The 12,374-nt window shown below is 71.9% G+C and carries 16 protein-coding genes; 7 read left to right on the top strand and 9 right to left on the bottom strand.

Annotation, left to right across the window (positions count from 1 at the left end; translation table 11 throughout):
• Positions 1–16 precede the first annotated feature (16 nt).
• Genes J3A75_RS19105 through J3A75_RS19130 form a run of 6 tightly spaced genes read left to right on the top strand, consistent with a single transcriptional unit; the run spans position 17 to position 4,952 of the window.
• Positions 17–718, top strand: coding sequence for a (5-formylfuran-3-yl)methyl phosphate synthase (locus tag J3A75_RS19105; protein ID WP_012319676.1), 702 nt, complete (start codon positions 17–19; stop codon positions 716–718).
• Positions 715–1,290, top strand: a complete 576-nt coding sequence (locus tag J3A75_RS19110) for a uridylate kinase (protein WP_012319677.1) — start codon at positions 715–717, stop codon at positions 1,288–1,290. The genes J3A75_RS19105 and J3A75_RS19110 overlap by 4 nt, the downstream gene beginning before the upstream one ends.
• Entirely contained in the window at positions 1,287–2,849 is a 1,563-nt protein-coding gene (locus J3A75_RS19115; protein WP_029361497.1) for a DUF6513 domain-containing protein, read from the top strand. Before J3A75_RS19110 ends, J3A75_RS19115 begins: the two co-directional genes overlap by 4 nt.
• 4 nt (positions 2,850–2,853) lie before the next feature.
• Positions 2,854–3,444 (top strand): DUF447 domain-containing protein, encoded by a 591-nt coding sequence (locus J3A75_RS19120; protein WP_209650681.1) that lies wholly within the window; start codon positions 2,854–2,856, stop codon positions 3,442–3,444.
• A 21-nt stretch (positions 3,445–3,465) separates the two neighbouring features.
• Positions 3,466–3,999, top strand: coding sequence for an SRPBCC family protein (locus J3A75_RS19125; protein ID WP_012319680.1), 534 nt, complete (start codon positions 3,466–3,468; stop codon positions 3,997–3,999).
• Positions 3,996–4,952 (top strand): YncE family protein, encoded by a 957-nt coding sequence (locus J3A75_RS19130; protein WP_209650682.1) that lies wholly within the window; start codon positions 3,996–3,998, stop codon positions 4,950–4,952. Before J3A75_RS19125 ends, J3A75_RS19130 begins: the two co-directional genes overlap by 4 nt.
• Positions 4,953–4,955: 3 nt before the next feature.
• Here the strand turns inward: J3A75_RS19130 and J3A75_RS19135 are convergent, their stop codons facing one another.
• The 8 genes from J3A75_RS19135 to J3A75_RS19170 form a co-directional block, all read right to left on the bottom strand.
• Positions 4,956–5,156, bottom strand: a complete 201-nt coding sequence (locus tag J3A75_RS19135; protein ID WP_012319682.1) for a hypothetical protein — start codon at positions 5,154–5,156, stop codon at positions 4,956–4,958.
• A gap of 74 nt (positions 5,157–5,230) precedes the next feature.
• Positions 5,231–6,406, bottom strand: coding sequence for a chlorophyllase/cutinase-like alpha/beta fold protein (locus tag J3A75_RS19140; protein WP_012319683.1), 1,176 nt, complete (start codon positions 6,404–6,406; stop codon positions 5,231–5,233).
• A 114-nt stretch (positions 6,407–6,520) separates the two neighbouring features.
• The gene (locus J3A75_RS19145) at positions 6,521–6,721 is read right to left on the bottom strand and encodes a hypothetical protein (RefSeq protein WP_070999676.1); all 201 of its coding nucleotides are present in this window, start codon (positions 6,719–6,721) and stop codon (positions 6,521–6,523) included.
• A 78-nt stretch (positions 6,722–6,799) separates the two neighbouring features.
• Positions 6,800–7,255 carry a response regulator gene (locus J3A75_RS19150; RefSeq protein WP_012319685.1) on the bottom strand — a complete coding sequence of 152 codons (456 nt, stop codon included), beginning with the start codon at positions 7,253–7,255 and terminating at the stop codon, positions 6,800–6,802.
• A gap of 190 nt (positions 7,256–7,445) precedes the next feature.
• Positions 7,446–8,318 (bottom strand): dienelactone hydrolase family protein, encoded by an 873-nt coding sequence (locus J3A75_RS19155; protein ID WP_012319686.1) that lies wholly within the window; start codon positions 8,316–8,318, stop codon positions 7,446–7,448.
• A gap of 80 nt (positions 8,319–8,398) precedes the next feature.
• Positions 8,399–8,803 (bottom strand): hypothetical protein, encoded by a 405-nt coding sequence (locus tag J3A75_RS19160; RefSeq protein ID WP_012319687.1) that lies wholly within the window; start codon positions 8,801–8,803, stop codon positions 8,399–8,401.
• Between the two features lie 122 nt (positions 8,804–8,925).
• Positions 8,926–9,420 carry a DUF192 domain-containing protein gene (locus tag J3A75_RS19165; protein WP_209650683.1) on the bottom strand — a complete coding sequence of 165 codons (495 nt, stop codon included), beginning with the start codon at positions 9,418–9,420 and terminating at the stop codon, positions 8,926–8,928.
• A gap of 149 nt (positions 9,421–9,569) precedes the next feature.
• Positions 9,570–10,130, bottom strand: a complete 561-nt coding sequence (locus J3A75_RS19170; RefSeq protein WP_085985313.1) for a cold-shock protein — start codon at positions 10,128–10,130, stop codon at positions 9,570–9,572.
• A gap of 398 nt (positions 10,131–10,528) precedes the next feature.
• Between J3A75_RS19170 and J3A75_RS19175 the strand changes: the two genes are divergently transcribed.
• Complete coding sequence (locus J3A75_RS19175) at positions 10,529–11,548, top strand: heparan-alpha-glucosaminide N-acetyltransferase (protein ID WP_059408889.1); 1,020 nt, start codon at positions 10,529–10,531, stop codon at positions 11,546–11,548.
• 46 nt (positions 11,549–11,594) lie between these two features.
• Here the strand turns inward: J3A75_RS19175 and efp are convergent, their stop codons facing one another.
• Positions 11,595–12,218, bottom strand: coding sequence for an elongation factor P (gene efp, locus J3A75_RS19180; RefSeq protein WP_197739341.1), 624 nt, complete (start codon positions 12,216–12,218; stop codon positions 11,595–11,597).
• Positions 12,219–12,374: the final 156 nt, after the last annotated feature.

Below are 12,374 nucleotides of genomic sequence, written 5' to 3' on the forward strand. Positions count from 1 at the left end.
CAAGTCCGAGTGTTTCGTGTCCGCGTCCTCCATCCCGCAACACCCACTGCCCCGGCTCCTCGTCAGCGTCCGCGACCCGGCCGAGGCCGAGGCCGCCCGCCTCGCCGGCGCCGACCTGATCGACGCCAAGGATCCGGAGCGCGGGGCGCTCGGCGCCCTGGATGAGGACATCGTGCGTGAGATCGTCGCCCGGGTGTCCGGCGGTGCCGCGACGAGCGCGGTGGCCGATCCGGCGGCCGAGTCCGTCGCCGCCCTGGCGCGGACCGGCGTCGACTGGGTGAAGGTCGGCCTCGCGCCGGCCGAGCTCCGGGACGCGTCGGCCCTGGCGGATCGGGTCGCGGCCGCGCCGGGCCGGCTGATCGCCGTGCTGTTCGCCGAGGACGGGCCGGCGGCCCGGCACGTGCCCGCCCTCGCGGCGGCCGGCTTCGCCGGCGCCATGATCGACACCGCCGGCAAGACCGGCGCCCGCCTGCCGGATCTCGCCGCGCCCTCCGATCTCTCGGCCTTCACCGCCGCCTGCCGGGCGCACGGCCTGATGAGCGGCCTCGCCGGGTCGCTCCGGGTGATCGACATTCCGGGCCTCTGCGCGCACCGGCCGGATTACCTCGGCTTCCGCGGCGGCCTGTGCCGGGATTTCGACCGCCGCAACGGCATCGATCCCCTGCGCGTGGCCGAGGCGCTGCGCGCCCTGCGTCCGAGCCGGCAGGACGCGGCGTGACCACCGTCGTCAAGATCGGCGGCAGCCTCGAGGCGGATCCGCATCGCCGCCGCGCCCTGCTGGAGGCGATCGGCGACGGCGCGCACGGTCGCTGCATCGTGGTGCCGGGCGGCGGCGCCTTCGCGGACGCCGTCCGGGCCGCGCAGGCGCGGGAGCGCTTCGGCGACGCCGAGGCCCATCGCCGGGCGCTCGACGCCATGAGCGACGCGGCCGGCATCTTCCGCGGGATCGAGCCGCGGCTGGTGCAGAGCCTGGAGCCCTGGGCGGAGGCCGCGCCCGCGCGGATCCGGATCTGGAACCCGCGCGCGCTCCGGGCCGGCCACCCGGACATTCCTGAGACGTGGGACGTCACCTCGGACAGCCTCGCCCTCTGGCTCGCCGCGCGGGTCCGGGCGGAGCGCTGCGCCCTGGTGAAATCCGTCGACGCGCCGCCGGGCCTCGACCCGGCCGCGCTGGCGCGGGACGGGATCGTGGACGCTGCCTTCCCCGGCTTCGCGGCGGGATACGGGGGGACGATCGAGATCTGGGGACCGCACCGCCGCGTCGCGGTCGAAACGAGGGCCGCCGCGTGAGCACCCCCGAGCACATCGTCTTCGTGACCGGCCGTCTCGCCCGGGCGCGGCTCGAGAAGGTCGCGGCGGGGCTCCCTCAGACGCTGCGCTGGAGCATCGCGGATGCGGGGGTGAAGGTCGCGGCGCTGATGACCGAGGAGATCATCCGCAGGCGGGTCGTCCTGCCCGAGGGCGCCACGCGGATCGTCCTGCCGGGCCGGTGCCGGGCGAATCCCGAGCATCTCGCGGCGCATTTCGGCGTCCCGGTCGAGCGCGGACCCGACGAGGTGGTCGACCTGCCGGCCTGGCTCGGCCTGACCGCCCGCAAGGTCGACCTGTCCCGGCACGACCTCCGGATCTTCTCGGAGATCGTGGACGCGTCGAAGATGAGCGTCGACCAGATCCTCGCCAAGGGGCTCGATCTCGCCGGGCGCGGCGCGGACGTCATCGATCTCGGCGGGCTGCCCGATACCCCGTTCCCGCACCTCGAGGATTCCGTGCGCGCGCTGAAGGGCGCCGGCCTGAAGGTCAGCGTCGATTCCTTCTCGAGCGAGGAACTGGTCCGGGGCGCCGGCGCCGGCGCCGATTTCCTGCTGAGCCTGAACGAGGAGACCCTCGATCTCGCCTTCGAGACCGACGCGGTGCCGATCCTCGTGCCGATGCGGCCCGACGACCTGCCCTCCCTCGATCGGGCGATCGAGCGCATGCTCAAGGCGGGGCGTCCGTTCATGGCGGACCCGATCCTCGAGCCGATCCACCACGGCTTCGTCGACTCGATCGCGCGCTACCGCGACACCCGCGCCCGCTGGCCCGATATCGACATGATGATGGGCACCGGCAACCTGACCGAGCTGACCGAGGCCGACTCCCTCGGCGTCACCGCGCTGCTCGTCGGCATGTGCTCGGAACTGTCGATCCGCAACGCGCTGATCGTGCAGGTCTCCAACCACACCCGCCGCACCGTCGAGGAGCACGACGCCGCCCGGCGGGTCATGTACGCGGCAAAAGCCGATTCGGCGCTGCCGAAGGGCTACGGCCGGGCGCTGCTCGCCCTCCACGACAAGCGCCCGTTCGTGCAGACCGCCGACGAGATCGCCCAGGCGGCCGCCGAGGTGCGCGACCCGAATTACCGGATCGTGATCGCCGAGGACGGGATCCACCTCTACAACCGCGACATCCACAGGGTCGGCACCGACGCGATGGCCTTCTTCCCCGAACTCGACGTCGCGAGCGACGGCGCCCACGCCTTCTACCTCGGCGCCGAACTCGCCAAGGCCGAGACGGCGTGGCGCCTCGGCAAGCGCTACGTCCAGGACGAGGCGCTCGACTGGGGCTGCGCGGCCGACGCCGATGTCGAGGATGCCACCGCCTTCAAGAAGGCCGGCCATACCCGCCATTCCGGACCCGACGCGCCGGCGCCCGGCACGCGCGACGCCCGCCTGGTCGGGCCCGAGGCCGGCGCGACCGCGCCCGAGACGATCCCGGACGGCGAGGCGCGCGCCGCGGGCGCGCCCGAGGGCCCGCAGGACCCGCCGGCCAAGCTGGTCTGCGGGCGTCTCGTCCCCGCCGACAAGGCGTGAGGCCATGCCGCTGATCCTCGAGACCGTCGTCACGACCCTGTCCCCGTCGGGGGAGCTGCACCTCGTCCCGTTCGGGCTGATCGGCGAGGCGGAGGTCTACGTCCTCGCGCCGTTCCGGCCGTCGCCGACCATCGCCAACCTGGAGGCCAATCCCTGCTTCGCGGCCTCGAGCCCGCGCGACATCCGGGTGATCGCCGGCGCGGTGACCGGCCGGCGCGAATGGCCGACGCTGCCGTGCGCGGCGATCGAGGGCCGCCGCCTCGCCGACAGTTTCGGCCACGCGGAGTTCGCGGTCGCCTCCGTCGAGGCCCACGAGACCCGGCCGCGCTTCCGCGGCCGGATGGTCCACAGCGCCGCGCACGCGCCGTTCATCGGCTATAACCGCGCGCAGGCGGCCGTCCTGGAGGCCGCCATTCTTTCGACCCGGCTCCACATGCTGGAGCCCGAGAAGGTGTTGACGGAGATGGCCTACCTCGCCATCGCCATCGGCAAGACCGCGGGACCGCGCGAGCGCGAGGCCTGGGGTTGGATCGAGGACAAGGTCGCGGCGGCGCTCGGCCCCGAGGCGCGCGTCCTCGATCGCGACGACCGCTGAGGGCGGGAGGAGAAGGACAAGATGAAGAAAATCACCCTGGCCCTGGCGGCCACGGCGGCCCTGGTGGCGGCGACCGCGCAGGCCCACGGGCCGACCCGGCGCAAGATCACCGAGTCGATCGAGATCAACGCCCCCGCCGACAAGGTCTGGGCCGTGGTCGGCGACCTGAAGAATGCCGACTGGATGCAGAACGTGACCAAGACCGAGCTGACCGGCGACCCGGCCGGCAAGTTCAAGCGCGTGCTGACGCTCAAGAACGGAAACCAGATCTCCGAGACCAGCAACAAGTACAAGCCGGAGGACAAGATGTTCTCCTACTACATCGACAAAGTTGACGTGAAGGATCTTCCGGCGAACGACTATTCGGCGACGATCACGGTCGAGCCCGAGGGCAACGCCAAGTCGAAGGTCGAGTGGAAGGCCGCCTTCTATCGCGGCTACATGAACAACGATCCGCCGCCGGATCTGAACGACGAGGCCTCCGAGAAGGGCGTGGGCGACTGGATCAAGGCGAGCCTCGCCAACCTGAAGGCCAAGGTCGAGAAGGGCTCGTGAGCCCGGCTCGGGGCCGCGCGGCCCTCGCCGCCGGCCTCGTCCTCGTCGCGACCGCCTCCCGGGCCGAACCGGCCCGGGAGGCCATCGTCACCGCCCAGCTCGGCGGCGCGGTCGAGATCGTCGATCTGGCCGCCGGGACGGTGGTGCGCCGCATCCCCGTCGACGGCGCCCCGGCCGGGATCGCGCTGTCGCCCGATCGCCGGCGCGCCTACGTCACGCGCCCGGAAGGGCACGGTCTCGCCATCCTCGACCTCGATGTCGGCAAGGTCCTGGCCGAGGTGCCGCTGCCCGGCGGCCCGCTCGGCGTCGCGGCCGACCCGCGCGGCGGCACGGTCTACGTCGCCGACTGGTACGGGCACCGCCTGTTCGTGCTGACCGAGCGCGACGGGGCGCTGGTCCCGGACGGCGAGATCGCGGTGGGCGCCTCGCCCTCGGGAATCGCCGTCAGTCCCGACGGGGCGACGCTCTACGTCGCCAACCGCGAGGCCGACACGGTCTCGGTCGTCGACGCGGCGACCCGTCGGGAGACCAAGGTCATCCCGGTGGGGCAGCATCCGTTCGGCATCACGCTCGATGCCGCGGCGGCGCGCGCCTACACGGCCAACGTCACCGGCGACGACGTCTCCGTCCTGGATCTCCGGACGGGGCGGGAGATCGGCCGCGTCCCGACCGGCCGCCGCCCCTACGTCATCGCCCTCGCGGGAGGGCGCGGCTTCGTCACGGACCAGTATGCCGGCAGCGTCACGGCCTTCGATCTCGCCACGCTCAAGCCCATCGCGGACGTCGATGTCGGCGACCATCCGGAAGGGATCGCGGCGGATTCCGACGGCCGCCTCTACGTCGCCAACTGGGGCGACAACACGCTGAGCATCCTCGACTCGAAGACGCTCACGGTGCTGGCGACCATCCCGACCGGCAACGGCCCCCGCTCGTTCGGCGCGTTCCTGCGCTGAGCGTCAGCCCGGGTGGCGCCGGGGTGCCCGACGGTAGGCCGCGCGGGCCACCAGGAGCGCGCCGCCGACCTGCAGCAAGCCGCTCTCGCCGAGATCCGAGGGGGCGACATGCGCCTGGATCAGCAGCCGTGTCAGCGCGTTCAGGGCGAGCAGCGTCAGGCAGAAGGCGGCCGCGGCGAGCAGGCTGGCGACGAACTCGGGCATGATCTCCCTCCCGTGTCGGACGGGGGGAGATTAGCAAGCCGCGCGCCAAGGCCAAGCTGTCGCGGTCGCCGATCTCAGCGCTTGCGGCCGGCGGGTGCGGGTGCCGGCGTCCCGGCCTGCGCGGCCGGCGTGGGCCGCGGCGTCTCGACGGCGAGCCGCTTCACCGGCCAACCGTCGCTCCAGCGCTCCATGTCGGCGAGGCGCGGATTGTTCTTCAGCGCCGTCGCGTCCGACCCGGCGAAGGCGGCGGCGGCGGCGAGATCGAAGGTCTTCCAGAACCCGAGGTAATCGAGCGCGTCGACCCGGGCGAGGTTGATCTGCGAGACCAGGGTCTGCTGCTCGCCGGACAGCGCCATGTCGGCGGACCAGCGGAACGGCGGCGGCTTCGCGGCGTCCTTGGGCGCGTCCTTCGGCTCCGGGCCCGGCTTGATGGCACCGCCGTCGTAGGCGGTGTCGACCCCCGCGGGGGCTGCCAGGGTCGCCGTCAGGGCCGGGAAGCCGTGGTCGTCCGAGAGGGCCCGCACGAAGAGCTTGCGCTCCAGCGGCACGGCGCTCGCCTCGCGCAGGAGGCGCTTCGCCGCGAGATCGGCGGCCCGGGTGTCCTTGTCGCCGACCATGGTCACGAGCAGCGTGGCGGGATCGATCGCCGACAGGTCGGTGAGGGCGATACCGCGGGATTTCGGCCCGCTGGCGATGCCGCCGGGCGTGACCGCGAAGATCAGCTTCGGAACCGGCAGCCCCTGCGCCTTGGCGGCGGCCGCAAGATCCATGGCGAGCGGCGCCCCGGCCAGGTGGCCGATCATCGCGACGCGGCCGAGGTCGGGCTTCGCCTCGCCGTCCGTCGAGATCTCGGCGAGGGCCGCCTTGACCAGGGACTCGGCGATGGCGGGCGCGTCGGCCGGACGGGTCCGGTTCACCTCTTGGAACCGCGGGTAGAGGACGAGCCAGCCCTGGCGCGCGAGATGGTCGATCCAGCCGCCGTAGCTCTGCGGATTGACCGCACCCCACCCGTGCAGAAAGATCGCGACCGGCCGCCCCGCCTCGGGGGCCGCGCCCGCGGCGTAGAACGCGTAGGTGGAGGCCGTGCCGCGGCCGAGAAGCCGCTTGGTCACCGTCGCCTTGCGGTCACCGACACCGCCCGCACCGTCGGCGGGCTGGGCCGGCGGGGTCGCCGCCTGAACGGACACCAGACCGGCCAGGGTCATGATCGCGGCGGCTGTGAACGATCCGCGAAGGACTGAGAGACGCATCCAGGACTCGACTGAGAGACGCACTGCGTCGGCAGGTCAGAAAGCGCTGAATAGCAGATTCTCTCGTCTTGGCGACCCGCTGTCCCAGTCTCCCGTCAAGCTCGGCGGTGGGACCTAGACGTGGCCGCAGGCCGACGGACCCGCGCGGTCGAGCCGCTGCGCGAGGGCCGCCAACTCGGCCGGGATGTCGCCATCCGCGGCGCCGTAGACCGTGAGCAGACCTTCGCGAACCGTGTCGAGAACGGCGGATTCCACCGTATCCCGCGCGCCGGGCCGGCGGAGAGAATCGGCATGGTTGGCTGAGACGATCTTCATGGCGGCGTCGTGGATCAGTTGTACTGCGCAAGTCCGGGCGCGGCGCGCACCGGAGTGGCGTACAACTGTGGGGCCGCGTCAGGTTTCCAGACCGGACGGGATTATTTTGCCCCCCGGTCCGATAACGGACGGTCCGGACCCGGTGGAGGGCCGCCCCGCGGCCTGCTCCACCCAGGCGAGAATGTCCTCGGCGCGCCAGGGCTTCGGGATGAAGGTGGCGGAGACGCGAAGGTCGCTCGGCTGGTCGCCCGCATCGCCCGAAGTCAGCAGGACCCGCACGCGCGGCCAGGTGACGCCGATGATCCGCGCGAGCTCGAAGCCGCCGATCGGCCCGGGGGTGCGAACGTCCGAAAAGACGACGCTGACTTCGTCGGCGCGATCGTTGAGGATGGCCAGGGCGCGGTCGGCGGTCTCGGCCTCGATCACCGTGAAGCCGGTATCCTCCAGCAGCGTGGCCGCGAGGAAGCGCTCGTCGGGCTGGTCCTCCACGACGAGGATCACGGGCTTCTGGCCAGGCTGTACCGAATCGCTCATGGACCAGGACACTCTACAGGGGCTGAACGGCGGTCGCTTCGATCGGTTCAACGCCCGAGCGCCGCGAAGGGCCAGACCCGCGCGGGCACAGATCCTCCTTGGATCCTTGCACGATTGTGAAGTTGTGGCCGTGTCTTGGGTAACACAGCCGTCCCGGAACGCGCTCGATCGGGCGTCCTGAGGCGTCTATTCAGCCGACGCCGTGCGATTTCAGGAAGGCCAGCGCGCGCGCCCAGCCATCCTCCGCGGCCTCGCGCCGGTAGCTCGGACGGTAATCCGCGTGGAAGCCGTGCGGCGCCTCCGGGTAGATCACGAGCTCGACACTCTTGCCCGCCGCCTTGGCGCGGTCGCGCGCCTCCTCGACCGCCGCCACGGGGATCCCGGCATCGGCCCCGCCGTAGAGGGCGAGGAGCGGGGCGTGGATCTCGGCCGCCACGTCTCCGGCGGTGCGCGGCTGGATGTCGGTCCGCTCGCCGCCGATCGGTCCGTACCAGGCCACGGCCGCCTTCAGGTCGCGACGATGGGCCGCGTAGAGCCACGCGTCGCGCCCGCCGCGGCACCAGCCCATGACGCCCAGACGGTTCGGGTCGCCCTTCGCCGCGGAGGCCGCCCAGGCCACCGTCGCGTCGAGATCGCCGATCCACTGCGCGTCCGGCGTCTTTGCGATGACGTCCCGGATGATCTGCTTGGGATCCGACATGGTCGAGAGGTCGCCCTGGCGGGCGTAGAGCTCGGGGGCCACGGCGCAGTAACCGGCCTTCGCGAGCCGGCGACAGATGTCCTTGATGTAGTCGTGGACGCCGAAGATCTCCTCGATCACCAGGACGATCGGGAACGGGCCCGCGCCCTCCGGAACCGCCCGGTAGGCCGGCATCGGGCCGTCCGCGGCCGGGATCTTCACCTCGCCGGCCTCGATGCCCGCACTGTCCGTGTGGATCACCTGGGCCTCGACGCGGGTGGTCGCGAGCGTCAGGCCGCTCATCAGGCTCGTCATCACGAAGCCCCGCCGCGACAGGGGCGGCGTGATCAGCCCGTCGAGTCCGGCCCGGTCGTGATCCGCCATGGTGCTCTCTCCCTCGGTTCGAGGATGAGGGCTACCCGCGCGCGGCGGCCCGGGTCAAATCGCCCGCCGTTACCGGGCCGTCAGGCCCCGGCAGCCGCCAGGGCCCGGACCGGCCGCGGGGCCGGAGCGCGCACGGGCGCGGCGATCTCGCGTGGCTTCAGCATGTCGCCCAGGCTGACGAAGGTCTCGGCGGCCGGGGCGACCACGGCGCGGATGCCGTAGCCCAGCGCGAAGGACCGGATCAGCTCGGCGTCCCGCTGGATGCCGAACCGGTCGAGGGCCGCGAGGAACGCCTCGCGGAACAGGCTCGGCCGGCACCAGCGCTTCTCGGCCATCTGAAGCGGCCAGTCCCACAGGCCCTCGGATCGGCGCATCGCCAGCGCCGTGCGGGCGATGAAATAGCCGGTCTCGCGGTGCTCGATCCCGTCCGCCTGCACCGACCAGTCGTCGTTGCCGAACAGTTCGACCTCAGCCGCGTTGCCCATCGGGTCCTCCGCCCTGCACCAGCCTTCCGGCGCACCGGAACATTGCCGGAACACTGGCGCGGAATTCGGCGGGGGTCAAGGCGCTTGTTCCCGGTGCGTTCGCGAAAGCCCGGAGGCTGGCCTCAGCGGGTCTTGAACATGGCGTGCTCGATCCGGTCTCCGGGCGCGATCCCGAGCTTCGCCGCGGTGCCGGCGTTCAGCTCCAGCACCGCCAGGACCGGGCCGCCCGAGGAGATGATCGCCGTGGACAGGGGCTCGGTATCGGCCGCGATCCGGCTGATGGTCCCGTCGGGGCGGATGAACACCATGTCGAGCGGCAGGTAGGTGTTCTTCATCCACATGGTCACGGGCTGGTCCTGCTCGAAGTCGAACAGCATGCCGTGGTCGGCCGCCATGTGGCGGCGGAACATCAGGCCGCGGGCGCGGGCGGCGTCGTCGCGCATCACCTCGACGTCGAAGCGCTTCGGCCCGGCCTTCGTGACGATCGTCAGCGGCTCCGATCTGGCCGTGGCGGCCCGGGCGGCCGCCTGCGCGACGGCGGCGGGGGCCGGCGCGATCGCGGTCAGGGCGAGGCAGGCGATGGCGGCCGCCCGGGCCGTGCGGAAGAGGGATCTCACAGGCTCATGCCTCTCGTGGGATGGCGCGCGGACCGCGGGGTCCGTCGCCCGGTGATAGACCAGGATGCGCGCGAGGGGAATCCGATCCCGGGTTTTCCGAGCCCCACCAAGGAGATAGGACGCACTGTGCTTGGCGGGAAAACGCGTCCTCAGTGGGACGAGGGCATGGCTCCGTCGATCAGCCGCACCTCGGCCGCCATCACGCCTTTCGAGCCGTCGCCGTAGCGGACCAGTACGGACTCGCCGGGCTTCAGCTCGGCGATACCGTAGCGCCGCAGCGTCTCCATGTGCACGAAGATGTCCGGCGTCCCGTCGCCGCGCGTCAGGAATCCGAACCCGCGGAGGCGGTTGAACCACTTCACGACGGCGGTCTCGAGCCCGCTGGTCGGCGTTACGGTGACGTGCGTGCGCGGCATCGGCAGCTCGGAGGGATGCACCGCCGTCGCCTGATCGAGGGAGATCACCCGGAAGGCCTGCCAGCCGCGGGGCCGCTCCACGGCCTCCACGACGATGCGGGCGCCCTCGCTGGCGGCCTGGTAGCCGTCGCGCCGCAGGCAGGTGACGTGGAGCAGGATGTCGGGCGCGCCGTCGTCGGGCACGATGAACCCGAAGCCCTTCGAAACGTCGAACCACTTGATGCGGCCGGCCACCTCGACGAGGTCGAGCGCCTCATCCTCGTGCTGTCCCGTCTCGCCGGTACGGGCGATCATCCCCCGCTCGGGGTTCTCGGGCCCGGATCCGCGTTCGTCAGACATGGCCGAGCAACCTACACCGAATCACGCCGCGCGCTCTCCCGGGAAGATTAACGAAGTCCTGATGTCCGGGAAGCCCATTTGACCGGCAGAACAGGGCCGCCAAGTTGCAATCTCGGCGCAAGGAGGCCGGATCGCAACAGTCGATCGGTCGCAGGCTACGGCGTGAGCGGTGTTTAAGCGCCGGGACCGTCGAGGGGTTTTCCGGATCCCGCGAGGCCCGCCTCGGCGGCGCGTGCCGGCCCCGGTGGCGTTCACGTTTCTGAGAGCCGCGGCACCCGATTCGGGCCCGGGCGAGCTCTCCGGTGCAGGCCGCGATGGAAAGGGCGGCCCCGACATGGTTTGGGTGAACCATCATGTCCGTCGACGTCACCCTCGATCGCCCCGTCTCCGCGCCGCCGGCCGCGATCCCCTCTCCGCCGCGTCGCCTGCCGGTCATCGACGCGGCCCGGGCGACCGCCCTGCTGGCGATGGCGAGCTATCACACGCTCTGGGATCTCGGTCATCTGCGGCTGACCGCGGAGAACTACGCGCTGACCCCGACGGGACGGCACGCCGCCGAGATGATCGCCGGCAGCTTCCTGGTCCTGGTCGGCGTCGGCCTCGTGCTGATGAACGGTCGCGGGATCCGGCCCCGGCCGACCCTCCTGCGGTTCGCGCGGATCGGCGGGGCGGCGCTCCTCGTGACCCTCGGCACCTGGGTCATGTTCCCGGACGCCTTCGTGTTCTTCGGCGTGCTCCACTGCATCGCGGTCTCGAGCCTGCTCGGGCTGCCGTTCCTCTTCCTGCCGATTCCGGTCACCGCCCTCGCGTCCGCAGCCGTGCTTGCCGCGCCGCACGTCGTGCACGCGCCGATCCTCGACGCGCCGGCCCTGTTCTTCCTCGGCCTGGGCTCGGTCGTGCCGCGGACGAACGACTATGTGCCGCTCTTCCCGTGGTTCGGGCTGGTGCTTGCCGGGATCGTCCTGGGTCGGCTGGCGCTGCCGCGGCTCGCCCGTTCACGTCTGGGAGCCTGGGCGCCGCGCACGCGGCTCGGCCGCGCCGCCACCGTCGCGGGCCGCCACAGCCTCGCGATCTACCTCGTCCACCAGCCGCTGCTGCTGGCGCTGCTGACCGGGCTGGTGACGGTGGTGGGTGCCAATCCGCGCGCCGGGCTGCGGGCGTTCCGCGCCGACTACGTGACGATCTGCGCGCGCACCGGCGGCGAGCCGCCGCTCTGCCGCATCGCGGCCCGCTGCACATCGGAGGCGCTGCTGCGCGAGGATCTGTTCCGGGAGGATGGCCGGCCCTTCAGCGGGACGGAGCGCCTGCGCGCGCAGGCGATCTCGCAGGGCTGCTACGCCACCCTGGAGGCCGCCGCGCGATCCGCGCGGTGATGGCCGGCGTCCGACCTTTCGGGGCCGGCCGCCGGCGGGGACCGGATCAGTCCTTGGCGCGCTCGACGTAGGAGCCGTCGGCCGTCATGACGACGACGCGGGTGCCGGCGGCGATGTGGGGCGGCACGGTCGTGCGCACGCCGTTCGACAGGGTCGCGGGCTTGTAGGACGACGAGGCGGTCTGGCCCTTCAGGACCGGCTCGGTCTCGGCGACCTCCAGGGTCACGCGCTGGGGCAGCTCGATGGTCAGCGGGACGCCGTTATGGACGGAGAGCATCACCGCCATGCCCTCCTGGAGATACGGGGCGGCGTCGCCGACCACGTCCTCCGGCACCGCGATCTGCTCGTAGTTCTCGGGGTTCATGAAGTGGAACCCCTCGCCGTCGCTGTAGAGGAAGGTGTGCTCGCGATCCTCCACGAAGGCGCGCTCGACCTGCTCGGTGGTCCGGTAGCGCTCGGACACCTTCACGCCGTCCGTGATCCGGCGCATGTCGAGCTGGGTCACCGGAGTGCCCTTGCCGGGGTGGATGTTCTCGGCGAACAGGATCACGTAGAGCTTGCCGTCCTTCTCGACGACGTTGCCCTTACGGAGCGTTGAGGCGATCACCTTCACGGAATTGCGTCCTGCATTGACATGGGGGCCGGCACGCGCCAAGCGCGGGCGCTGCATCTCGGACCCCGCCACTATCGCATCTGCGCCGCGGTTGCCAGCGGGCGGGCATGAACCGTCGATGGCAACGCGCCTCGGCCGCGGCGCGTCTCCGCGGTCCGGAGCCAGTCAGGGCCGAGGATGAGAGTGCTCCAGAACGCCACGCCGCCCGGTCGG

It is taken from the genome of Methylobacterium sp. PvP105, from assembly GCF_017876975.1.
Classification (GTDB): domain Bacteria; phylum Pseudomonadota; class Alphaproteobacteria; order Rhizobiales; family Beijerinckiaceae; genus Methylobacterium; species Methylobacterium radiotolerans.